Raw genomic sequence first — 23,304 nt, 5'->3', positions numbered from 1 at the left:
CCGTGGGGTTGTCGTTGCCATGCGACCAGCCTGCTGGCCGGGGCCGCAGCTCAGCGGCGGTCTCGGCGCATTTCGTGGCGTTGCCGCAGATAGAGGCCGAGCAGCAGCCCCACCCCGACCCCCACCACGGCCACCGTCAAGCCGTAGATCCCCCAGTACCGCCCGGCGAACATCGACACCCGCGCATCCACCTCATGCGCGTTCACCCCGAAAAAGGTGAGCACCAAGGTCACCGGTATCGCCACCGTGGACACGAACCCGACCGCCACCGTCCACCGCAGCCGCCGGTCCTCATCCGCCCGCCGCTCCAGGCTCTCGATCGAGGTCAGCTCGGCCCTGATCGCCCGGGCGAGCCGTTCGAGCATGCGCGCCACGTTCTCCGCCTTGCCCACCAGCCCCATCGTCCCGTACAGGGCGTCGTGGTAGCCCGCCACCCGCAACGACGGCACCATCATCCCGAGGTCCGCCGTCGCCTCGACGCTGTAGCTGAGGTCCAGCTCCAGGTCGCCGAGCTGGTCGGTCAGTGACTCCAGGCTCCGCCGCCGCTCCCGCGTGTCCTGCCAGCCCCGGTCGCGGCCACGGAACGCCTCGACCGCCTGGTAGGCCACCGACCGGATCTCGCGCAGCCGCGCCGCGCTCGCCACGCCCTGCACGGCCGAGAGGAAGATGCCGTCCTCCACGTACTTCGGCTGACCGCAGAGCACGCTGACGTATGGGCCCACGGCGGCGGTCGTCTGCGGGCGGCGGTTCAGCTCGCTCGGGTACGTGATCGTGCTGAACTCTTCGCGCTCCGGGAGATCGCCACGGTAGATCACCCGCTTGACCAGGTCGTCGGACGTCTCGGGCGGCAGCTGGGAGCTGAAGGCGAGCTGGTGGCGTTCGGGGAAGAACCCGCCGGTGCCGCCCGCGAGCTCCGCGGCCACCTCCTCCAGCGAGCGGCCGTCGATCTTCAGGTCGGCGTAGAAGCAGTCCTCCAGCAGATCGACCGTGTCGGCCAGCTCGTCCTCGACGTCCAGGCTCAGCACGGCCACGATCTGCGTGGACGGCACCGCGAACAACCACAACCGGGCACTCGCGAGCGGCCGGTCCCAGCTCTCGAATTCGATCTTGTGATGGTCGAGAGCCAGCTTGTGCAAGACCTGAGGGGTCGCCGAGCCGGTGAAGTAGGTTTCCGGCCGCCCGAGCCGTGGCCGCTCGCCCGCCGACGCCGCCTCTCCGCCGTCCGTCACATGCCAGGGTGTGGCGAAGATATTGGTGAGTCGTACGCCCTGCTCTGAACGGATGCCGAACAACGTCACGACCTCGAGGGTATCGCGGGGTTCAGCGGCCCCCCACGACAGCCGCGCGAAAGGGTCACGACAGAGGCCCCTTGTTATCCTCAACGAGCCACGAACCCCCCCGTCTCCCCAGGAGTAGCACCATGGACGTGTTGCGGGTTGTCTCGCTGATGGCCGCCACGATGACGATGGGGCTGGTGGCCGGTGTCTTCGGCCTTTACGCGCACACCGTCATGCCCGGCCTGGCCAAGACCGACGACCGCACCTTCATCGGCGCGTTCCAGGCCATGGATCGGGCCATCATCAACCCGTGGTTCATGGGCGGCGGCTTCCTGGGCGCGCTGATCTTCACCCTCGTCGCCACGATCGCCCATATCGGGCGGCCCGAGCTGCCGTGGGTCGCGGTCGCGCTCGTCCTCTACATCGTCGCGTTCGTCATCACGATCGCGATCAACGTGCCGCTCAACGACGCGCTCAAGGCGGCCGGCGACCCCGATTCCATCGCCGACCTCGCCGCGGTCCGCGCGCGCTTCGACGAGGCCCGGTGGGTGGGCTGGAACCTCGTCCGCGTCCTCGCCTCCACGACCGCCTTCGGCCTGCTGGCCTGGGCGCTCGTCGTACACGGCAAGTCGGGCTGATCAAAGCGGAATCCGCCCTGAGCGGCGGTGCCCGAGAGTAATCTTCCGGCAACAGCCAGTTGCCAGGAGGCCCCCACCGTGTACTCCTCCCCCGCCCGGCGGCCGTTGACCGACGAGTCGATCGATCGGCTTCTTGAGGGCGTGGCCGAGATCGCCGAGCACGCCGTGTCCGACCACGCCACCGCGGAAAAGCACTATCGCGACTCCTACGCCCTCGCCGAACGGGTGCGCCAGCAGGACTCCTCGTCCGGCCGGGTGGTCGGCGGGACGAGGCTCGAGCCGCTGGTGTCGCTCATCGTCCAACGGGTGCTCCTCGCCGAGAGCATGGTCGACGAGCACGAGGAGGCCGCCCAGAAGTTCATCGCCTGGTGGGTCGACCTCGCAGTCTGCGCGGTGATGGCGCTGCTCACCGGCGTTCCGCTGACCCGGGGACGCGCGGCGGCCGGCGATCCGAGCTCGTGCATGTGCCCGGCCGAACTCGCCTGCCTGCCCCCCATACCCGAAGACGACCGCAAACTGGCCGAGCTCGCCGGCAGCATGGATCAGTGCTGGACGCCGGAGGGCATCCCGGTCGGCGGCAAGGCGTTCGCGGCGGAGCTCGGACTGATCCTCCAGCGTGACGCCGAGGGAAATCCGATGCTCGTCGAGGACGGGACGCCGGAGGGGCGGCGGCAGCGCCTGTGGGGCGAGATGTGGCGCAAGCACCGGATGCCGCTCCTGCCGGAGACCGACGACCTCGTCCAGGCCCTGACCGCGGCCGGTGTCGCTCCGCCCATGGTGGACAACGTCCGCTTCGCCTCCGGGGCCGTGGAGATCGCCGTCGCGGCCAAGGAACGCGCCTGGGAGCTGTCCGATGAATGGGACGGTGCGCAATCGGAAGAAGAGAGCGACCTCGTCGACTCCCTGTGGAAGCAGGCCGATGAGCTGCCCCATCTGCTCGCCGCCTACGCCCGCGTCCTGACCGCGCTCCTGCCCACGCTCCGGGCGCTCGGAAACGCGCCCGAAGAGCGCCACGACTGACCGAAGAAGGGGCGAGTGTCTGAAGAAGGGGCGAGCGAGTGCTACGTGGGAAGGACGGCGGCCAGCTCCGGGATGCGGGCCCGGTAGCCGTCGAGCAGCTTGCGCGCGGTGCCCACCGAGTCGACCAGGGGGTGCAGGGCGAACGCCTCGACGGCCAGGCGGGACGAGCCCGACAGAGCGGCCTCGATGGTCGTCTGCTCGACCGCCTTCACCTGCTGTACGAGCCCGAGGAAGCGGCCGGGCAGCGGGCGGGTGGCCAGGGGCCGGACTCCGGAGCCGTCCACCGCGCAGGGGATCTCGACGACCGCCTCCTCGGGCAGACCGGCCACCGCCCCGCCGTTGCGGACATTGAGGATCATGGTGGACGGCTCGCCACGCGCGATGGCGCCCACCAGGGCGAGCGCGATGCCTTCGTAGCCGCCCGCTTCCAGGTCGACGGCGTCGCGCTCACCGGCGTCGGTGATCTCCCGCGTATCGGCCATGTACGACTCGTCGCGCTCCTTGCGTGTCCTGCCCCACTCGGCGAGGGCCTGCTCAGGACGTGCGCGTACGGCCTCGTAGAACCGATCCTGCTGCCCGAGCAGAGACTCGCCACGGGTCTGCCCGGACATGGCGGCGACGGACTCGCGGGTGAAGTAGTAGTAGTACAGATACTCGTTGGGCAGCGCCCCCAAGGTCCGCACCCAGTCGCCGCCGAAGATCCGGGCCTCCTCGACCCGCCCCAGCGCCGCGTCGTCGGCGAGCAGCTCTGGCAGCACGTCGCGGCCCTGGTAGGTGAGCCCGCGCAGCCAGCCGAGGTGGTTCAGCCCCACGTAGTCGGGCGACACGCGGGACGGGTCGAGCCCGAGGGCGGCGGCGGCCCGGCGGACCAGCCCGATGGGCGAGTCGCAGATGCCGATCACGCGGTCGCCGAGCACGCTCCGCATGGCCTCGGTGATCATGCCAGCCGGATTGGTGAAGTTGATCACCCACGCCTGGGGCGCGAGGGCGGCCACCCGTTCGGCCACCCGTACGGCGACCGGGATCGTGCGCAGGCCGTAGGCGATGCCACCGGGCCCGGTCGTCTCCTGGCCGAGCAGGCCCAGCTCCAGGGCCACCCGCTCATCGGCGGTGCGGCCGGCCAGCCCGCCGACGCGCATCGCCGAGAAGACGAAGGTGGAATCGCGCAGCGCGGTGTCCAGGTCTGTCGTGGTCAGCACCTCGGGCGGGTCGTCGTGCCCGGCGGCGAGCTGCTGGAGCACGTGCCGGATGGCCGCCAGGCGGTCGGCCGACACGTCGTACAGCATCACCTGCTCCACGCGCGGCTTCGCGGTGTCGCGCAGCAGCGCGCCGTAGACCAGCGGGACCCGGAAGCCGCCACCACCGAGCACGGTCAGTCTCATCGCCACCCCTTCATCGCCACCGCTGTCACACGAATCGCCACCGCTGTCACACGACCTGCACTTCGGCACCCGCGGCCGCGCAGTTGCGCAGCGTCGTCTCGTCGGCGCCCGAGTTCGTGACCAGCACGTCGATGTCCTCCGGACCGCACACCCGCAGCGCGCCCGTGCCGGGGAACTTGTGCCGGTCCACGAGTAATACCACCTGCCCCGCCGCCGCGATCATGGCGCGCTTCAGCGGCACCTCGGCGAGCGTGGTGTCGACGAGCTGGCCGTCCGGCCGTACGCCGCTCACGCCCAGGAACACCCGGTCGGCGCACACCTGGCGCAGCGCCTCCTCGGTCAGCACGCCGACCAGCGAGTGGTACGGCCGGCGGACCATGCCGCCGAGCAGCAGCAGCTCGACCGCCGGGTCGGCGCGGAGCACGTCGAGGACGGCGAGGCTGGAGGTGACCACGGTGACGCGGCGGCCACGCAGCCGGCGGGCCAGTTGCATGGTCGTCGTCCCGATGTCGAGCAGGACCACGTCGCCGTCGCGGACGAGCTGCGCGGCGCGGCCGGCCACCGCCTCCTTGTCCTGCTCGTCGACCACCGCCACCTCGGCGAAGGGCCGGTCGGCGTCGGCGTCGACCTCGGCGAGAGCGCCGCCGCGCACCCGCCGCAGCGTGCCGTCGCGGTCGAGCACCTCAAGGTCGCGGCGGATGGTCGACGGGCTCACGCCGAGCTGGCTGGCCAGATCGCTCACGCTCGTGGCGCCTGAGAGGCGGACCCGGCGCATGATCTCGGCATGCCTGAGGCGCTGAAGCACGCGGGAATCGTATCAGTCATATCTGTTCATGTGTGAGCATCTTTGACCAAAACCTCGCGCGAAACACTTGAAGTACGCGAGCAAACATGCAAGATTGCGCACATCTCGCACTGTCGAGGAGGACTTGTTCTGTGTCTGCCCAGGCGTATGACCCTCTAGCCGATCAGCGAACCCCGGAGGGGCCGCAGTTCGACGTCTTCTTAGCGGGCACGGTCTTCCTCGACATCGTGTTCACCGGCCTGCCCGCGATGCCCGCGGCCGGCACGGAGATCTGGGCCGACGGCATGGGCTCGTGTCCGGGCGGCATCGCCAACCTGGCCATCGCGACCAGCCGGCTGGGCCTGCGCACCTCGCTGGCCGCCGCGTTCGGGGACGACGACTACGCCGACTTCTGCTGGCGTACGCTCGCGGAGCAGGAGTCGGTCGACCTGTCCAGGTCCCGGCGTTTCGAGAACTGGCACTCGCCGGTGACGGTCTCCATGGCCGTCGACCGCGACCGCAGCATGGTCACCCACGGCCACTCCGCTCCCCTGACCGCCTCGGACATGATCGGCGCCCCGCCCCGCTCCAGGGCGGCGATCGTGACGCTGTCGGCCGAGGAGCCGCTCGGCATGCCCGGCAAGTGCAACTGGGCCGAGAAGGCGCAGCTCGACGGTGCCCTCATCTTCGCCGACGTGGGCTGGGATCCGTCCGGCGCCTGGCCGGCCGCCCTGCTGGAGCAGCTGTCGGTCTGTCACGCGTTCATGCCCAACGCGGTCGAGGCCATGGCCTACACCCACACCGACAGCCCGCGTGACGCCCTGTACGCGATCGCCGACCGGGTCCCCCTCGCCGTGGTCACCGACGGGGCGAACGGCGCCATGGCCATCGACTCCCTGACGGGCGAGGAGGCATTCGTCCCGGCTCCACGGGTGACCGCCCTGGACCCGACCGGCGCGGGGGACGTCTTCGGCGCGGGCCTCGTGCTCGGCACCCTGTGCGGCTGGCCGCTGGCCGATCGGCTGGCGTTCGCCGGGGTCTGCTCGGCGCTGGCCGTACAGCAGTTCGGCGGCTCGCTGGCCGCGCCCGGCTGGGGGGACATCGCCGACTGGTGGCACGAGGTACGCGCGGCGGCCGGCCACAGCGGCGCCTACGGCGACTCGCTGGCCCGCCGCTACGGCTTCCTCGACAAGCTGGTGCCCACCGATCCCGTGGGCGCCGTGCGCCGGGCGGCCGCCACCATCGCCCGGCAGGCCGACGTGGGAATGGCGCCCCTGACGCCGGGTAAGCCACCGGCCAGGACCGCCGTCGAGGCGTCCGGCGGGCCCGAGGGCGCCACGGCCGACGGTCCACCCGACGAGCCCGAGGGTCCGAGCACGTCCCGCGTGCCTGCGCAAAAGGAGTAACGCCATGATCCCCCCGACGCCTCGCACGCGTGCCGTACTCGCCGCCACCGCCGTGGCCCTCGCCGCGAGCGCGTGCGCGCCCGGCTCCTCGGCTCCACCACCGGCCGCCTCGTCGGCGGCGCCCAGCGCGGTGCGCACCGACGCCGCGGCCCTCGGGAACGTGACGCTCACCATCTGGGACCAGGAGGTACGCGGGGGGCAGGCGGCCCAGATGAAGCAGCTCAACGCGGCCTTCGAGGCGAAATACCCCAACATCAAGCTCAAGCGGGTCTCCCGCTCCTTCGACGACCTCAACACCACCCTGCGCCTGGCGCTGAGCGGCAACGAACCGCCGGACGTGGTGGAGGCCAACAACGGCCGGTCCTCGATGGGCGCGTTCGTGAAGGCCGGCCAGCTCCGCCCGCTGAACGCCTACGCCGAGGCGTACGGCTGGAAGAAGCGCTATCCGGACTCCGTCCTGCGCTATTCGAGCTACAGCGCCGACGGCAAGGTGTTCGGCGAGGGCAACCTGTACGGCCTGCCGCAGGTCGGCGAGGTCGTCGGCATCTTCTACAACGCCGCCAAGCTGACCAGCCTGGGCCTGCAGCCGCCGAAGACCTGGGAGGAGTTCCAGGCCGCGCTGGCCAAGGCGAAGAGCGCCGGCGAGGTGCCCATGCAGCTGGGCAACCTCGACAAGTGGCCGGCCATCCACGTGTTCGGCACCGTGCAGGGCCGTAACGTTCCGGCCGCCCAGATCGGCACGCTGGCCTTCGGCCGCAAGGGCGCCTCCTGGAACACCCCCGAGAACACCAAGGCCGCCCAGCAACTCGTCGACTGGGTCGACAAGGGCTACTTCAACAAGGGCTTCAACGGCCAGGGTTACGACCCGGCGTGGCAGGCGTTCAGCAAGGGGACGGGCGTCTTCCTGATCGGCGGCACCTGGCTGATGGCCGACATGGAGAAGGTCCTGGGCAAGAACCTCGGCTTCATCCTGCCGCCCGGCGCCACGCCCGACGCGCCGCCCGTCGCGACCGGCGGCACGGGCCTGCCGTTCGCCATCACCGCCAAGAGCCCCAACCCCGACGCGGCCGCCGCGTACATCGACTTCATCACCAACGCCGACGCCATGAAGGTGCTCACCACCACCGGCAACCTGCCGGTCGCCGACACCGACCAGCAGACCGTGCCGGCGGGCGCGCAGCAGGACGTCTTCAAGGCGTTCGGCACCGCGACCAAGAACGACGGCCTGGTGCCCTACCTCGACTACGCGACGCCGACCTTCGCCGACACGCTGGGCGCGGCGCTGCAGGACCTGCTGGCCAAGAAGGCGACGCCGCAGGAGTTCCTGGCCACGCTGGAGAAGGACTACAAGACCTTCGCGGAGAGCAACGGGTGAGCGTGGCCCGACCTCCCGGCGAGCCCCGGCGCGTCGCCTACCTCTACATACTTCCGGCATTCGTCATCTACGCGGCGTTCCTCCTTTATCCGATCGGCCGGGCGGTGCAGCTGTCGCTGTACAACTGGGACGGGCTGTCGGTCGGCACGTGGGCGGGGCTGTCCAACTACGCGGCGATCGTCGCGGACGAAGGGCTGCGCGACGCCTTCGTCCACGCCCTGGTCCTCGTCGCCTTCTACGCGCTGGCGCCGCTGGCCATCGGGCTGATGCTGGCCGCGATACTCAACCACGCCAAGGTGCGCGGGCTCGGGTTCTTCCGGACGGTGGTGTTCCTGCCGCAGGTGGTCGCCATGGTCGTGGTGGCCGTCGCCTGGCGGCGCGTGTACGCCCCGGACGGCACCCTCAACGGCCTGCTCGGCGCGCTCGGGCTCGACTCGCTCACCAGGGGCTGGCTCGGCGACTACACCTTCGCGCTGCCGGCGGTCGGCGTGGTCGGCACGTGGTTCGAGACCGGCCTGGTGACCGTGCTGCTGCTGGCCGGGATGAGCCGCATCCCTTCGGAACTGTACGAGGCGGCGCGGCTCGACGGGGCCGGAGCGGTCAAGGAGTTCTTCGCGGTCACGCTGCCCTCAGTACGCGGGGAGATCGCGGTCGCGCTGACGCTGACCGTGATCGCCGCGCTGCGGACCTTCGACCTGGTCTACATCACCACGCGTGGCGGTCCCGGCAACTCGACGTCGGTGCCGTCGTACGAGGTCTACCACCGGGCCTTCGGGCTCAGCCAGATCGGCTCGGCGGCGGCGATCGGGGTCACCCTGACAGTCGCCATCTTCGCGATCTCGTTCATGATCAACCGCTTCGCGGACAGGGGGGCCTCGTGATCTCGCGCGGGGAGCGGCTGGCCAACTACGTCATCCTGTCGGCGTTCGCCGCGTTCGCGCTCTTCCCCATCCTGTCGATCCTGTTCGCCGCGCTCGGCCCCGACGACAGCGCCGACGCCACCGGGCAGGGGCTCAGCGTGGCAGGACTGCACGTGGGCAACTTCTCGGCGGCGTGGGAGATCGGGCGGTTCGGCACCTACCTGCGTACCAGCCTGATGGTGTCGGCGTTCGTCGTGGTCGTCAGCGTGGTGCTGTCCATCATGAGCGGGTACGCCTTCGGCACCATGCGCTTCCGTGGCCAGTCGGTGCTGTTCTACCTGTTCATGCTCGGGATCATGATGCCGAGCGAGGCCATCGCGGTCCCGCTCTACTTCGACCTGCGTTCCCTCGGCCTCATCGACACCTTCTGGTCGGTCGCGCTGCCGCAGGTCGCGCTGTCGGTGGCGTTCGGCACGTTCTGGATGCGGGCCTACTTCCGCGCCAGCAGCCGGGCGATCGTCGAGGCCGCCCGCATCGACGGCGCCTCGACCTGGCGCATCCTGTGGCAGGTGCTGGTGCCCCCGGCCCGGCCCGCCGTCGTCACCCTGACCGTCCTGGTCTTCATGTGGACGTGGAACGAGTTCCTCATCCCGTTGATCATGGTGACCAGCGAGTCGCTGCGGACCGCGCCCCTGGGGCTGGCCTTCTTCCAGGGCCAGTACACCTCCGGCTTCACCCTCCTCGCCGCCGGATCGGTCATCGTCGCGACCCCGGTCGTGATCTTCTACCTGTTCCTCCAGCGTCACTTCGTCCGCGGGCTGCTCCAGGGGGCGGTCCGCGAATAACCCCCCGGAGGTTCCCTTGAAGAGGTCGCTCTACGCGCTGGTAGCGGTGGCCGCCGCGCTGGCTTTCGTACCGGCGGCGCCCGCGCTGGCCGAACATGCCCCCGCTCCCCCGATTGACCTCGACGCGCTGTTCGTCGGCGCCCATCCCGACGACGAGGCGTTCAGCCTGTCCACGCTCGGCCAGTGGAACGAGGACCACAAGATCCGCGCCGGCGTCGTCACCGTCACCCGGGGCGAGGGCGGCGGCAACGCCGTCGGGCCGGAGGAAGGCCCGGCGCTCGGCCTGCTGCGGGAGGCCGAGGAGCGGACCGCGGTCGGCAAGGCCGGTGTGCGGGAGGTGTTCAACCTCGACGACGTCGACTTCTACTACACGGTCAGCGCCCCGCTGACCGACCAGATCTGGGGGGACGACACCCTGGAGAAGGTCGTACGGGTCGTTCGCCAGACCCGGCCCGAGGTCATGCTGACCATGGACCCGGCCCCCTCCCCCGGCAACCACGGCAACCACCAGCAGGCCGCCCGGCTGGCCGTCGAGGCGTTCTACGCGGCGGCCGACCCGAAGGCGTTCCCCGAGCAGCTCACCCGTGAGGGACTGCGGCCCTTCGCACCCGCCCGCCTGTTCCTCGGCGGCGGGCGCGGCACCTCCCAGGTCGGTCCGACCTGCGCCGCGACGTTCCGTCCCACGAACCCGGCGCAGAACGTGTACGGCGTGTGGAGCGGACGCCCCTCCCAGAGCCAGGGCGGCAAGACCTGGGCCACCATCGAACGCGAGGCCCAGCGCTCGTACGCCTCCCAGGGCTGGGCCGTCTTCCCCGACGTGCCGTCCGACCCGGCCCAGCTGGGCTGCGACTTCTTCACCCAGGTGGACTCGCGGGTGCCCTTCCCCGAGCCGGGCAGCGCGGCGGCGACCGCGCCGACGGCGATCCTGGACGGCGCGCTGACCCGCGCGGCCGGCACCGTGCCGCTCGGCACCCTGCTCGACCTGCGGCCCAGTACGTTCGACGTCCGCCCGCGAACCGCCTTCACCGTCAAGGTCACCGCGACCGCCCCGTCCGGCGAACCGCTCGGCCGATCGTCCGCCGTGCTGCGCGCCCCCCAGGGCTGGGTGGTCAGCGGCTCCGGTGACCTCGGCAGAATCGCCCAGGGGCGTACGGGATCCGCGACCTTCACGGTGACCCCGCCCCAGGGCGCGAGCGCCGGTGACCGGGCTCGCCTGGCGGCCACGCTGACCACCGAGCGCGGACGCGGCTACACCGACCGGCAGGTCGAGGTCAGCCCGGCCGTACGAGGTGGGCAGCAGCTGCTCCCCCAGGTCGCCCAGTACGAGAAGTGGACCGCCGAACTCGGCGTGCCGCAGCTGCGCGGCCTGGTCACGCCCGTGCTCACCCTCCCGTCCGGCGGCTCCCGCCAGGTGGGAGTCGTGGTCACCAACGTGAGCGGCGCCACCCAGTCCGGCACCGTACGCCTGGACCTGCCCGCGGGCTTCACCGCCGACCGCGCCGAGGCGCCCTACAGCGGCCTGGCGGCCGGGGCCTCGACGACGGTGCCGTTCACCGTCACCAACTCCGACCCCTCGCTCAAGACCTCGAACCAGGGCGGCGACTACGCCTACACCATCACCACCACCAGCGCGGACGGCTCGTCGGTGAGCAAGCCCGCGCTCGAACTGGTCCCGGCGACAGCTATCCCGCAGGCAGCGGCGGCGCCGGCCGTCGACGGCGTGGAGGGCGACGGCGAATACGCCGGACCCGCCCTCGACATCTCCCGCCTGTGGGAGGGCACCGCGTGCTCGTCGGCGGCGGACTGCTCCGGCACGGCCAAGGTGAGCTGGCGGGACGACACGCTGTTCCTGATGGTCCACGTGAAGGACGACGTCGTCGGCACCCGCCTGCCCGCCTCCGACTGCAAGCGGCACTGGCGTACCGACTCGGTGGAGGTGACCCTCGACCCGCGCGGCACGTCGGAGAACACCTCCACGACGTTCAAGGCCGCTGTGCTGCCGGTGACGGCCGAGGGGCCGCCCTGCGCGCTGCGCGACGCCGACAACCACCAGGGACCCGCCACCGGCATGCGGGTGGCCTCGAAGGTCTCCGCCGGGGCGTACGACGTGGAGATGGCCATCCCGATGGAGACCCTGCCGGGAGCGGTCGATCCCGCGCATCTCGGGCTCAACATCCTGGTGTACGACTCCGACACCCAGGACAAGACCGGCCAGACCCGGATCGGCTGGTCGACCTGGGGCGGCGTCCAGGGTGACCCGTACCGGTGGGGCGTCGCGACGCTGCCGGGCTACCAGCCGCCGGCCGATCGGCCGACCACCCCGCCCGACCCGGTGATCCCCGACACCGGGCTGTCCAGCCTGGACTCGCCGCAGTCGCTGGAGCAGGCGGTCCGCGTCCACCTCCCGCTCGCCGGCGGTCCCGCGGCGAAGGAGTCGGAGAGCGGCCGGGTGGTCTCCGCCACGAATGGACGGAACGCCGTGAAAGTGACACTGCGCGCCAACGCCGCCGGTAAGGCGCACCTGTTCGTCCGCGACGACCAGGGCACGGCGGGCAGCCGCGTCGTCACCGTCTCCGGTAAGGGCACCACGACCGTGACCGTACCCCTGACCCGTGCGACGGGCGGCCACCCGACAGTGGTGGCGGGATGGCAGGCCACGAGCGGCGGCACGCTGGCCTCCCAGGTCCGCGTGCGCTGACGGCTCCGGCGTCCGCATCGTCAACCCCTCGTCTCGACGATGCGGGCGCCGGGCTTCGGGAGCTCAGCCCCTTTAGATGTCGTCGGCCTTCCAGTGGGTCAGGCCGTAGGTCTCCGCGATGGGGCGCCACGCCTCGACGAATCGGGCCTTCGCCGTCTGGGCGTCGCCCGATTTGTCGAGTCCGCGCTGGTAGTCGGGATCCTGGGCGATGGGTCCGGTGCAGCCCTTAGCCAGGTGGCGCCGTCCCCAGGTGAGGAAGGCGGCGTCGGCGGAGTAGGAGGCGTGGAGCGCGGCCACGAGGGACTCCTTGAGCTCCGGTCCCTCCGGCAGGGCGGTCAGGTCGAGCGCCTGGGCCAGGGTCAGCTGGTCGCGCCGGTTGACGGTGATGTTCTGGATGGCGTTCACGCCGCTCCGCTCGCATTTGCTCGCGCGGGCGATGGCCCCCGACAGGCTGGCGCGGGTCGAGTGGCTGTTGGTCAGCAGATCATCCAGACCGGTGGCCTGCCGGGCGGCCTGGTCGGTGTCGGCCGCCGGCGCTCCGGTGTCGGTCGCCGGTGCTGAGGTCGCGCCGGTGGCATCGGTGGCATCGGTGAGCACGGGCACCTCGTCCTGCCGCGCCTGGGTGTCTCCTTCACCGGAGGGCCAGGGGAGACCGGAGGCGAGCCACCAGACCAGCCCGAGGGCGAGCGCCGGCAGGATCAGGCCGAGGAAGACCAGCGACGTCCAGGGGCGCGGCCGATCCCAGGGGTCCCATTCCCCACCGTCCGCCCGCGCCGGTGGCTCCGCGAGGGCCGCTCCACACCTCGGACACCGGTCGAGGTTCCCGGCGTCGGCCCCGCATCGCCCACAAAGGCGGCCGGAGCCCGATTCATCCACCAATGCACCTCTCCCTAATTAATCACGAAAAACCAGGACAAATGCTTTATTGCTGATTCGTCGTGTCGACGGCCGCTCGCATTACCGAAAGAAGACTATTTGATAACGAGCCACTCTTGAGATATTCGCCCACTATAGGCTCACCGCCACGCACGAATGAGCGGGAGGCGGCCACGATGCTCAACAGCTCCGGAACGGATTCCCTGCACACGCTGACCTCGAATGCGAGAACGTCTCGCATGGGCAATGTGACCCGTTACCTTTGCGGCGCTGCCTACCTGGACAGCGGCTTCCGCGTGCGGGCGCTGATCTGGCTCTGGGCCGGGTACTCGGCCTTCTCGCTGCTCTTTCTGGCGATCTTCAGTGCACTCTTCTCTGCGGCTACGGGCTTGCTCACCTCACGCCGCTCATCATTTCCCGATATATACGGAATTGAGCCTGCCGCTCCGGATCTCGTGAGCGACAGCACCGGCTCCCTGTTGCAAGCGCCCATGGTTCCGGCCGTCACGCTCGGCGTCGCGCTCGTGTACCGGATCGCGATCTACCTGACCCTCGTCGGGAGCCTCAAGCCGGGCGCGCCGGAGCCCATCATCAGAACCCCAAACTGGCCCGCCGCCTCGACTACATTTGCGGCGCGCAATGGGGAAACATCACCATGTACGCGAACGAGGACGCCTTCCTCGGCGCCGGGACCATCCAGCGGAACTGGTCCATCGCCGTCGAACTCGACCGAAGGCGCGGCGGGACGCGGCTGATGTGCGGCGGGAGTTGGCCGAGGCGGAGCCGCGAGCTCTTCTCCTAGGATCCCCGGCTGTCTCGTCACACGACCGTCTCGATCTCTGCGACGGTCCGGCATACATGCGTCGACCAGCGCGTTCAGTGACGCGGTGTTGAGACACTGGTAGTGCCACCGCAGGCCGTGCGAACTCATGCCGCGGAGTCGACAGCCGCAGTGCGTTCATCCGCCCCCGCTCAGGCGATCTCTACGATGCCGTTGCCCGCAGGAACCTCGACCGGTACGACGGCGTCCTTTGCGGGGACGGGTTGGGCGGCGGCCTTCTGCTCACGGGCAAGGAAGGCGCCGAGTTCGGCGATGGTGGTCATCAGCGGGGCGGGGAAGACGACGGTGCTGTTCTTGTCCACGCCGATCTCGACCAGGCTCTGCAGGTTGCGCAACTGCAACGCCAGCGGGTGGGCCATCATGATGTCGGAGGCCTCGCCCAGCGCGGCGGCGGCCAGATGCTCGCCCTCCGCGTTGATGATCTTGGCGCGCTTCTCCCGCTCGGCCTCGGCCTGGCGGGCCATGGCGCGCTTCATGCTGTCGGGGAGCTGGATGTCCTTCAGCTCCACCAAGGTCACCTCCACCCCCCATTCGACAGTGGTGACATCGAGGATCTGGCGGATGTCCAGGTTGATCCGGTCGGTCTCCGACAGCGTCTCATCCAGGGTGTGCTGGCCGACGACCTTACGCAGCGTGGTCTGGGCGATCTGGTCGATGGCCGCGCGGACGTTCTCGATCGCCACGACCGACTTGATCGCATCGACCACCTTGAAGTAGGCGACCGCGGACACATCGACACTAACGTTGTCGCGGGTGATGATGCCCTGGGACTGGATCGGCATCGTGACGATCCGCATCGACACCCGGCGCAGCACATCCACGATTGGGATGATCAACCGTAGGCCTGGTTCGCGTACTCCTTGCACCCGGCCCAGGCGGAAAAGCACGCCCTGCTCGTACTGCTTGACGATCCGCACCGCCAGCGCCAACACCAGCAGCAGCACGGCCACGATGATCGCAGGGATGGTCCAGCCGTTCATGGTCAGCTCCGTTCGCTCTCCAGCGGAGATCGCCGGGTCCGGCAGGATCGACAAGACATCCTCGTCAACCCGGCTGGTGGACGCCCTGTGGGCGATCCCCTTACCGGAAGCCTCCAGCCGGGCGCGCCTGGCCGCCAGAGGCGAAAGACCTCAGCCGGCACGACCGCGAGGGGCGTTCGGCGGCGCGGGGTGGGACCCTCTGCCCTGTCGCGAGAAGGCAGGCGCTTCGCTCCTCGCCCGTGAGCCACCATCAGGTTGCACCGCCCAGCGCGTGCTTTTGGGACCGCAAGGGGCGTAGGGTCAGATCAGGAGGAGCACGACACACCAGCCGGGCCGCCTTCTGCCGGGTCCGGGACCAGGCGTTGCCCCAACCCCCGGCGGCATCCACCAGTCCACGGCAGTGCAGGCCATCCCATCGTCGTCCCCGACGGCCGGGGCGTGTGGAGTCCACGGCGGACGACGGGCACCGTCGCGGTCATGGTTATCGCTTCACGATCGCCCACCAGCGTCGGCGACCACTGGACCGGCCGCCCGGAAACCTTTCCGGTCGGCGGGACGGCGAGCCGGTTGGCGCAGCGAGGAACGCCGCCATGCACGGCAACGATTTCGGTCAGACCCATCTGCGTGAAACCGGCCTTGCCGGCCACGTGAACGCCCACGTTCAGGCACCGCAGAACCCTGTCGAAGACGACCACCGCATCGCCTCCGACCTGCACGACATCATGGTCAATCAGATCTTCATCGTCAGCCTGGACCTGCACGCCGCCCTCACCCTGACCGACGATGCCCAGGCCAGAACGCGAATCACTCGCGCCATCGGCGGGCTGGATCACGCCGTCGTCGACCTCAGACGCACCCTCTTCGACCTTGGCAGACGCAGTTCTCTCACCGAGGAGGGCCCGACCCCGGACGTGGCCACGATCGACTAGAAAGCACTCTTGCCTGCCCAACATGGGCATGCTCACAGACAACCAAGGTCGTTGGCTGGGTCCTCGCCCGCATCAACGATCCTGACAACGCGTGGCTTTTCGATCGGCGCTGGGGTGCCGACATAGCGCTTCCCGCAGCGACCCCGCTGATGTCCCTGTTCGAGGAGGCCTCCGGCACCACCGACACCATCGGCCCTCTGCGGCTCGCGGCCGCATGCGCGGCAGTCTCTTCACTTCCCCATCGCACAAATGACGCCCACCACGCGCAACCCCTCCGAAGTGCCCGGAGGAGCGGCGAAGCCTGACGTGCGGCTGACGAGTCACGTGAGAGGCTGCGTGCATGGAGCAGCAGGACAAGCGATCGCAAGCCACCGGCCACATCCAGGTCCTGGACCGTGATGCCTGCCTGGCGCTGCTGTCAACGGTCGCCGTCGGGCGTATCGCCTGGACGGCACCCGGCACCGATGCCCTGGAGATCGTGCCCGTCAATTTCGTGCTGGACGACGACGGCATCGCGTTCAGAACCGAGAAGGGCGGCAAGCTGGATGCCATCGAACACGGTGTGCCGCTCATCTTCGAAGCCGACGACACGGAGTCGGCCTTGCACGTGGGCTGGAGCGTCGTACTGACTGGCCGGGCCGAAGTGGTCACCGACCCTGGACAGGTCCGTCGTCTGGAGCGCATCGTCGGAGCGCCCTGGGTCGCGATGGCCGAACCGGTGTTCGTACGGCTGTCCCTGAACGAGATCAGCGGTCGCCGCCTTCCCCTGCACCCAGGTGGTGTCATTGCCCCCTCGGCCGAGGATCGGGGCTTTTGAGTTTCCCCCTTCGGAGCAGACATCTCCTGACAATAGATCTTGTTTGCCACGCAAACGATGACCTGCGCACCGCGCGGGCCATCGTCGCAATGTGGGGCTTCGGCCCGTGGCTCATCCGGTTGCGGGCTGGAGAAGTTCGATCTCGATGGCCAGCACGCCGAGCGACTCCTTCTCGGGGCCGTAGATGCGGCAGATGTTGTCGTAGTCGACGAATCCTGTCCCGCTGAATCCGGCATGGTTGGACTCGATTAGGAAGGTTAACTAACGAGTAGTCTGGAGCGTAGATCGGAGGTCTTCCGGCGAGCAAGACCCAAATCTGACCGCCCCAGTCAGACTCGGGTCTTGCTCGCCGAGGACCGCGTGCGGTGTCCCCGTCCAGGGCCGCCGCCGAGGCCCCTGCGGCGCGGCCAACGAGGGCCGCACCGACTCAGCCGCCGAGGACCGCGTCCTGGCCGATGGGTGCGATGCGGTGGCCAGGACGCGGTCCCTGTCACCAGGGGGCGGTGCAGATGGCCCGGCTACCGGGCACGCCCCTCGGTGCCCCGCAGGCGCGGAACTGCAGGTTCGGGTCGCTCGAGGTGCGCGCGGCGGGAGTGATCACGATGTCCCCGTCCCAACGGGCCTCGAACGGACCGCAGTAGCCCCAGGTACGGCCCCCGTCGCTGGTCACGTCAAGGGTGACCCAGTCGCCCTGCTTGGCGCCGGACAGCTGGGCCCAGCCGTGCTGGATGCCCTGGATCTTGCCGTACATGAGATTGAACTGCGGGCGTCCGTTGGTGCCGCCCCAGCGGACCATACGGGCGGACTTCGGGTCGTTGCCCGTGAAGTGCCACCATCCGCCGCAGTCAATGGGATCGGCCGCGGCCACCGCCGGACGCGCCGCCGTCCCAGCCACCGCCGGACGGGCCGCCGCCGCTGCCACCGCTGCGGCCCCCGCCGGACGTGCCGTCGCGGGCGCGGGCGCCGCCGACGCGCTCGGCGCGGACACAACGGCACCGGCGAGTAGAATGGCCGACACCGCAGCCACCCCGAGATGTCTTTTCTGCATGTTTCTCCCCCTGGTCTAAGCGAAATTCCTGACCCCTTGTCGTCATCACGCTAAACAGCGGCCCTGTCAAAAGGCTGACGTCATCCTTTCGGCAACCTGTCGCCCCAGCGCGCGGCCGCCGTATTAAGGATGGCTAGGAAGTAGAACTCCGGACAGGATGTATTCCGGTACGCGCGGAAAGCGTCCTTCCTTGCTGCATGGTGGAGAGTGCGAACAGGTGATCGTGTCATTGGGGATGGCGCGCACACCGACGGGAGATCGCGGAAAGGTCCACGGATGGAAACGGGTACGGGGATCCGGTTCAGTGTGCTGGGACCATTGGAGATAACACGGGGCGGCCGGCCGGTGCGACTCTCGGCGGCCAAGCAGCGCATCGCGCTGGCGACGCTACTGGTGAACGCCAACCACCACGTACCGCCCGACAAACTCATCGAGTACGTGTGGGGCGACGACGTGCCCAGGCAGGCGCGCGCAGCCCTGCACACCCAGATGACCAGGCTGCGCCGGGCACTGGACGACGGCGCCGACGGGCGGCCGCTGATCGAGACCATGGGGGCTGGATACCTCCTGCGGGCCGACGCCGACACCCTCGACGTCGAGCGGTTCCGCGAGCTCGCCGGACAGGCGACGCGGGCGGCCACGGCGGGCGACCAGGCGGAAGAGTCCGGTCTGCTGCGCGAGGCGCTCGGGTTGTGGCGGGGCCCGGTGCTGGTCGACGTGGCGTCGGAGTCGCTGCACCGCGATGAGGTGCCCCGGCTGGGAGAGGAGCGGATGCGGCTGCTGGAGCGCTGGTTCGACCTCGGGCTGCGGACCGGCCGCCACGAGGAGATCATCGCGGACCTCAAGGCCGCCACCGCCGAGCACCCGCTGCGCGAGCGGCTGTGGGAACAACTGGTGCTGGCCCTCCATCTCGCCGAGCGCCGGGCCGAGGCGCTTGAGGTCTACCGCCACGTCGCCGCCCTGCTGCGCGAGGAGCTAGGCATCGATCCGGGCAGCGAGCTGCGGCGTCTCCAGCAGGCCGTGCTGAACGGCCTTCCCCTGACGACGACGGAGCCGGCGCCCGCCGAGCCCGCGACCTATCCCCCGGCCCCGGTGCCGCGTCAGCTGCCGTCCGACCTCGCCCGGTTCACCGGCCGCCACACGGACCTGGCGAGGCTGTACGACTTACTTCCGGAAGAGGGAGAGCACCGGCCCATCGTCATCGCGGCGATCGGTGGCGCGGGCGGGGTCGGCAAGACCGCGCTGGCCGTGCACTGGGCCCATCAGGTGCGGGAGCGCTTCCCCGACGGGCAGCTGCACATCGACCTGCGCGGGTTCGGCCCCGGCGAGCCGATGGCGCCCGCCACCGCACTGGAGATGATGCTGCGGTCCCTGAACGTACCCGCCGACCAGATCCCCACGGCGGTCGAGGCCCGCTCCGCGCTGCTGCGCAGCACGCTGGCCGGGCGGCGGGTGCTGGTGCTGCTGGACAATGCCCGCGACACCGCCCAGGTACGGCCTCTGCTGCCCGGGTCTGACTGCCTGGTGCTGGTGACCAGCCGCACCCGCCTGGCCGGGCTGGCCGTACACGATGACGCGCGGCACGTCTTCCTGCGCAGGTTGCCTGAGGCGGAGTCGCACACGCTCCTGGGCAAGATCCTCGGCGCCGGGCGGGTGGCCGCCGAGGCTGAGGCCGCGGCCGAGCTGGCCCGGCTGTGCGCCCACCTTCCGCTGGCGCTGGCGATCAGCGCCGAGCACGTGACCCGGCGGTCCGGCGCGCGGCTGGCGGACCTGGTCGCCCAGTTGCGCGACGAGCGGTCCCGCCTCGACCTGCTCGACGTGGACGACGATCCGCAGATGAGCCTGCGGGCGGTGTTCTCGTGGTCGTACCAGGCGCTCGATCCGCGGGCCGCGCGGGCGTTCCGGCTGCTCGGGCTGCACAGCGGGACGGAGTTCGGGGTCGGCGCCGCCGCGGCGCTGATCGGGGTCCCGCCCGCCGAGGCACGGCGGCTGGCCGAGATCCTGACCGACCGGTGCCTGCTGGAGACGGCCGGCGTCGAGCGGTATCGCATGCACGACCTGATGCGCGTCTACGCCGGCGAACGGGTCGAGGCCGAGGAGTCCGACGCCGACCGGCTGGCCGCGGTCAAGCGCCTGCTGTCGTGGTACCTCCATACCGTCGACCAGGCCGACCAGGTGCTCAACCCCCAGCATCAGGGCCTGCCGCTCCCGCCGCTGGAGCCGTCGTGCGAGCCGTACACCTTCTCCGGCTACGACGCCGCGCTGTGCTGGCTCCAGACCGAGCACGCCAACCTCATGGCCGCCGTACGGCGGGCCTTCACGCTCGGCCAGTACGGCGTGGCATGGCAGCTGCCGTGCGCGCTGTGGAGCTTCTTCAACCTGCGCAAGCACTGGGACTCCTGGATCTCCAGCAACGAGATCGGCCTGGAGGCCGCGCTGCTGCTGGGCGACGCGCACGCCGAAGCCACGATCCGCACCAGCCTCGCGCTGGCTCACTGGGACCGCCGGCAGTTCAAGGACGCGCTCCCGCACGCCGAGATCGCGCTGGCGCTCCAGCGTGATCTCGGCGACCGGTGGGGCCAGGGCAACGCGCTGAACACGCTCGGCCTGGTGCACCGGGACCTGGACGCGGCGGAGGCGGCCGTCGTGTGCCACCGGGAGGCGCTGGCCATCTTCACCGACCTCGGCTATCACTGGGGGCAGGCCATCGCCTCGGCCGGGCTCGGCCGGGCGCTGCTGGCTCTCGGCCAGCCGCGTACGGCGCTCCAACACCATCTGTCCGCGCTCGCCGCCTTCCGCGCGATCGACAATCTCTGGGGCGAGGGCATCGCGCTGACCGACATGTGCATCACGTACGCCGCGCTGGGCGACCACGAGGAGACGATCCGCTGGTGCTTCCGCTCGCTCGACCGCAGCCGTGAGATCGGCGACTGCAACACCGAGGCCCGCACCCTGCACATCCTCGGCCAGGCCCTGGCGGCGACCGGCTGCCCGGTGCTGGCCGTCGAGACCTGGCGGCGGTCCCTGACCATCTTCGACCACCTGGCCGACAGCGAGGCGGCGCAGGTGCGGGCCAACATCGCCGAGGTGGAGGCGGAGACCGGCTTGTCCGCGGAATCCATGCTCGAACCGGAGAAGGCCTGGCTCTCGGACATCGTCGCCTCATCCCGCGTCATCTCATCCCGCTGAGTCCCGCGGGCTCCACCGGCTCAGCACGGATCGCGCGAAGCCGGTGAGGAGATGAGTCTCGCCATAGATCCGGGCCACGTCCTCGGCCACTCGCGCGCAGCGCCGCACCGCGGCCTCGGGGTCGCCGAGCCTGCCGAGCTGGTGCGCGAGGATGACCTCACCCGCGAGGACATGCGCGTCACCGGCGCCGAACACGCTCCGGCCCACCTCCAGGGCCCATTCGGCGATCTCTCTGGCCCGCTCATGGTCTCCCGCCCCGTCCATCCGGCCGCCCACCCACCAGGCCAGATTGGTGAACAGCGCCATGGCGCCCCAGCCAGCCAGCGTCCCCTCCTGGAGCCCACGCTCACCCAGCTCATCGAGCCAGGCGACGGCATCCGCGTCGAGCCTCGGGTCGCCGATCTCCTCAAGGGTGGCCTCGATGTTGTCCAGGCTGTCGGCGATCTCGCCGTCACCGATCGCGACCTTGTCGGCGGCGAGCTCCTGCCAGAGCTCGACCGCCCGGCGGGGGTTCCCGCCCCACCGGGTCCAGACCGCGACCTCGAAGCGCCCACCGTGCACGATGCCGCTGTCGGCCCCGTGCACCCGCGTACCGACCTCGACGAGCTCCTCCGCCAGCGCGAGCGCCTCTTCCGTACGGCCCACCGCGCCGACCTGGCGGGCCAGCGTCAGACGGCACGCCAACGTCTGCGCGTGTTCCGCGCCCAGGAGGCGTTCGCTCTCTTCCACCGCCGCCCGCGCGAGGTCGAGCGCCCGGGCGGGATCTCCGCTCGCGTGATAGCGCGCCCCGACCCACCAGGCCACCTGACGTCGGAGTTCGATCACCTCCTCCGGCGGGGCTCCGCTCTCGGACGCCCTGGCCAGGGCCTGTTCCAGGCAGCTCACCACGTCCTCGTCGCGGCCGGCTGAACTCATCATGTGGGAGAAGTCCAGCGCGGCCTCGAGAAGCCCCGCGTCGAACGCCTGGTGAAGGGCGCGCTCGGCGATATCCGTACGGTTCCGGAAATATGCCGACCAGCCGACCTCCACAACATCACTCGCGGTGACGAAGGAGACGACCGTCTCCCAGGTCTGCCCCGGCACCCCGGTCAGGCCTTGGGCCTCGTCCAGGGCGTCGGCCAGATAGTCGAACGCCACATACTGCTCATCCTCGGCCGGAACCAGCAGGCTGCTGGTCGAGTGCAGCGGTTGGGTCGCCCAGTCCAGCGCCTGCTCCCACGATTCCGGGCGAACACCGGGCCGCAGGTAGCCCTCGTGTAACTCGCGCAGCAACGACAGCGGCACCGGCCGTTGCACCCCAGCCCGCCGTACATCGACCGCCGCGCTCACCAGCGCGGCACCGCGCGGGCGGCCCTCCGGCCAGGAGCCCTGAGCATCCAGCCATTCCTGGAACAGCTGCGGGCCGGCGGCCAGATACTGGCTCACGCCGTACTGTTCGCCATGCTCGAGCGCCTGGCGGATCCGGTGATCGTCGACGTCGGCCGCCGCCCGCCGCTCGTCCGGCGACCACAGGCGCTCGATCCGGATCTCCAGCGCCTGCTTCAGCACGGCTCCCGCCAACCGATGCGCCTGCCGGTCGCTGTCGCTCAGACCCGAGCTCGCCCGAGGGCTGTAGCGAGCCCGCTCGTGCGATCTCATCGTGGCCAGGACCACGCAATGACGGTCCGGCGCGGCGATCAGTGGGCTGATCATCTCCGCCATCAGGCCGTCCACGCCCAGGTACAGGTCCAGGTCGTCCAGCCAGATGACGCTCTTGCTCCGGCGCCGCGCCAGGTCCAGGGCCTGCGGCAGGTCCGGCTTGCCCACCGGGCGGATGAACGTATGGTCCGGCAGGCACGCGCGCATCGCCTCGTAGGCGGCTCTGGACTTGCCGGCCGTCGACTCGCCCACGACCAGGACGAACCTACTCACGGCCAGCGCCCGCTCCAGGTCGTCGCTCCGGTCGCGGCGGGTGTACGGCGGGCATCGGTCGATCGTGCCGTCGGGCCCGGTCAGTGGGGGCGCCAGGTGGACCCCGATACTGAGCGGGTCTTCGATGTCGCGCACCAGGGGCGGCTTTCGGCGTTCGCCGGTGTAGAGCTGCGGCCGCGTGGCCGCGTTCCGGTCGATCGCGCGCTCGGCTCGTACGGTGAGGACCGCGGCCCCGCCGCTGACCGCCCCCACCAGCACGGAGCCGACCAGCGCGGGCATGGACGAAGCCAGGAGGGAGACGACCGCGCTCGCCGTCGCCGCGATCACCAGAAGCCACCAGCCGCGCAGCCGCCTCATGTATCCGCCGCCCTCCGTCGCCCCATATGCAGCAGAGTATGACTCAAATGCACATGATCTTGCATGGGAAT

At 70.3% G+C, this 23,304-nt stretch carries 18 protein-coding genes; 11 read left to right on the top strand and 7 right to left on the bottom strand.

All coding sequences use genetic code 11. The annotated features are described in order from the left end of the window. Positions 1-50 precede the first annotated feature (50 nt). The gene (locus AB0J16_RS08925; RefSeq protein WP_358536231.1) at positions 51-1,298 is read right to left on the bottom strand and encodes a hypothetical protein; all 1,248 of its coding nucleotides are present in this window, start codon (positions 1,296-1,298) and stop codon (positions 51-53) included. A 122-nt stretch (positions 1,299-1,420) separates the two neighbouring features. On the opposite strand from AB0J16_RS08925, the gene AB0J16_RS08920 reads away from it, so the two are divergent. Then, the gene (locus tag AB0J16_RS08920) at positions 1,421-1,915 is read left to right on the top strand and encodes a DUF1772 domain-containing protein (protein WP_358536229.1); all 495 of its coding nucleotides are present in this window, start codon (positions 1,421-1,423) and stop codon (positions 1,913-1,915) included. Positions 1,916-1,993: 78 nt separating this feature from the next. Then, positions 1,994-2,935, top strand: coding sequence for a hypothetical protein (locus AB0J16_RS08915; protein WP_358536227.1), 942 nt, complete (start codon positions 1,994-1,996; stop codon positions 2,933-2,935). Between the two features lie 41 nt (positions 2,936-2,976). Here AB0J16_RS08915 and AB0J16_RS08910 read toward each other — a convergent pair whose 3' ends face one another. Together AB0J16_RS08910 and AB0J16_RS08905 are read right to left on the bottom strand one after the other, a co-directional pair. Beyond that, entirely contained in the window at positions 2,977-4,317 is a 1,341-nt protein-coding gene (locus tag AB0J16_RS08910; RefSeq protein WP_358536225.1) for a 6-phospho-beta-glucosidase, read from the bottom strand. Positions 4,318-4,363: 46 nt separating this feature from the next. After that, positions 4,364-5,122 (bottom strand): DeoR/GlpR family DNA-binding transcription regulator, encoded by a 759-nt coding sequence (locus AB0J16_RS08905; RefSeq protein WP_358536223.1) that lies wholly within the window; start codon positions 5,120-5,122, stop codon positions 4,364-4,366. 131 nt (positions 5,123-5,253) lie between these two features. Between AB0J16_RS08905 and AB0J16_RS08900 the strand changes: the two genes are divergently transcribed. Genes AB0J16_RS08900 through AB0J16_RS08880 form a run of 5 tightly spaced genes read left to right on the top strand, consistent with a single transcriptional unit; the run spans position 5,254 to position 12,285 of the window. Next, positions 5,254-6,507, top strand: coding sequence for a PfkB family carbohydrate kinase (locus tag AB0J16_RS08900; protein ID WP_358536221.1), 1,254 nt, complete (start codon positions 5,254-5,256; stop codon positions 6,505-6,507). Positions 6,508-6,511: 4 nt separating this feature from the next. Beyond that, positions 6,512-7,882: an extracellular solute-binding protein gene (locus tag AB0J16_RS08895; protein ID WP_358536219.1), complete on the top strand. Its 1,371-nt coding sequence runs from the start codon at positions 6,512-6,514 to the stop codon at positions 7,880-7,882. Continuing rightward, the gene (locus AB0J16_RS08890; RefSeq protein ID WP_358536217.1) at positions 7,879-8,763 is read left to right on the top strand and encodes a sugar ABC transporter permease; all 885 of its coding nucleotides are present in this window, start codon (positions 7,879-7,881) and stop codon (positions 8,761-8,763) included. The genes AB0J16_RS08895 and AB0J16_RS08890 overlap by 4 nt, the downstream gene beginning before the upstream one ends. Beyond that, a complete protein-coding gene (locus AB0J16_RS08885; protein ID WP_357941824.1) occupies positions 8,760-9,587 on the top strand; it encodes a carbohydrate ABC transporter permease in 828 nt (275 codons plus the stop codon). The genes AB0J16_RS08890 and AB0J16_RS08885 overlap by 4 nt, the downstream gene beginning before the upstream one ends. Before the next feature lie 16 nt (positions 9,588-9,603). Further along, positions 9,604-12,285 (top strand): sugar-binding protein, encoded by a 2,682-nt coding sequence (locus AB0J16_RS08880; RefSeq protein ID WP_358536215.1) that lies wholly within the window; start codon positions 9,604-9,606, stop codon positions 12,283-12,285. A gap of 72 nt (positions 12,286-12,357) precedes the next feature. On the opposite strand, the gene AB0J16_RS08875 is transcribed toward AB0J16_RS08880, so the two are convergent. After that, the gene (locus tag AB0J16_RS08875; RefSeq protein WP_358536213.1) at positions 12,358-13,161 is read right to left on the bottom strand and encodes a hypothetical protein; all 804 of its coding nucleotides are present in this window, start codon (positions 13,159-13,161) and stop codon (positions 12,358-12,360) included. 176 nt (positions 13,162-13,337) lie between these two features. Between AB0J16_RS08875 and AB0J16_RS08870 the strand changes: the two genes are divergently transcribed. Further along, positions 13,338-13,916, top strand: a complete 579-nt coding sequence (locus tag AB0J16_RS08870; protein ID WP_358536211.1) for a hypothetical protein — start codon at positions 13,338-13,340, stop codon at positions 13,914-13,916. 217 nt (positions 13,917-14,133) lie between these two features. On the opposite strand, the gene AB0J16_RS08865 is transcribed toward AB0J16_RS08870, so the two are convergent. Further along, positions 14,134-15,036 (bottom strand): slipin family protein, encoded by a 903-nt coding sequence (locus AB0J16_RS08865; RefSeq protein ID WP_358536209.1) that lies wholly within the window; start codon positions 15,034-15,036, stop codon positions 14,134-14,136. Positions 15,037-15,572: 536 nt separating this feature from the next. On the opposite strand from AB0J16_RS08865, the gene AB0J16_RS08860 reads away from it, so the two are divergent. Both AB0J16_RS08860 and AB0J16_RS08855 read left to right on the top strand, forming a co-directional pair. Then, positions 15,573-15,911, top strand: a complete 339-nt coding sequence (locus tag AB0J16_RS08860; RefSeq protein ID WP_358536207.1) for a histidine kinase dimerization/phosphoacceptor domain-containing protein — start codon at positions 15,573-15,575, stop codon at positions 15,909-15,911. A 340-nt stretch (positions 15,912-16,251) separates the two neighbouring features. Next, a complete protein-coding gene (locus AB0J16_RS08855; RefSeq protein WP_358536205.1) occupies positions 16,252-16,728 on the top strand; it encodes a pyridoxamine 5'-phosphate oxidase family protein in 477 nt (158 codons plus the stop codon). A 490-nt stretch (positions 16,729-17,218) separates the two neighbouring features. Here the strand turns inward: AB0J16_RS08855 and AB0J16_RS08850 are convergent, their stop codons facing one another. Further along, positions 17,219-17,776: a hypothetical protein gene (locus AB0J16_RS08850; RefSeq protein WP_358536203.1), complete on the bottom strand. Its 558-nt coding sequence runs from the start codon at positions 17,774-17,776 to the stop codon at positions 17,219-17,221. A 318-nt stretch (positions 17,777-18,094) separates the two neighbouring features. Between AB0J16_RS08850 and AB0J16_RS08845 the strand changes: the two genes are divergently transcribed. Next, positions 18,095-20,965, top strand: a complete 2,871-nt coding sequence (locus tag AB0J16_RS08845; protein ID WP_358536201.1) for a BTAD domain-containing putative transcriptional regulator — start codon at positions 18,095-18,097, stop codon at positions 20,963-20,965. Here the strand turns inward: AB0J16_RS08845 and AB0J16_RS08840 are convergent. Further along, positions 20,954-23,233, bottom strand: coding sequence for a hypothetical protein (locus tag AB0J16_RS08840; RefSeq protein ID WP_358536199.1), 2,280 nt, complete (start codon positions 23,231-23,233; stop codon positions 20,954-20,956). The genes AB0J16_RS08845 and AB0J16_RS08840 overlap by 12 nt on opposite strands. Between the last annotated feature and the right edge of the window lie 71 nt (positions 23,234-23,304).

Origin of the sequence: Nonomuraea sp. NPDC049750 (assembly GCF_040659625.1) — a bacterium.
In the GTDB taxonomy this organism is placed as follows: Bacteria; Actinomycetota; Actinomycetes; order Streptosporangiales; family Streptosporangiaceae; genus Nonomuraea.
This window is presented reverse-complemented; position numbering and strand designations above follow the sequence as displayed.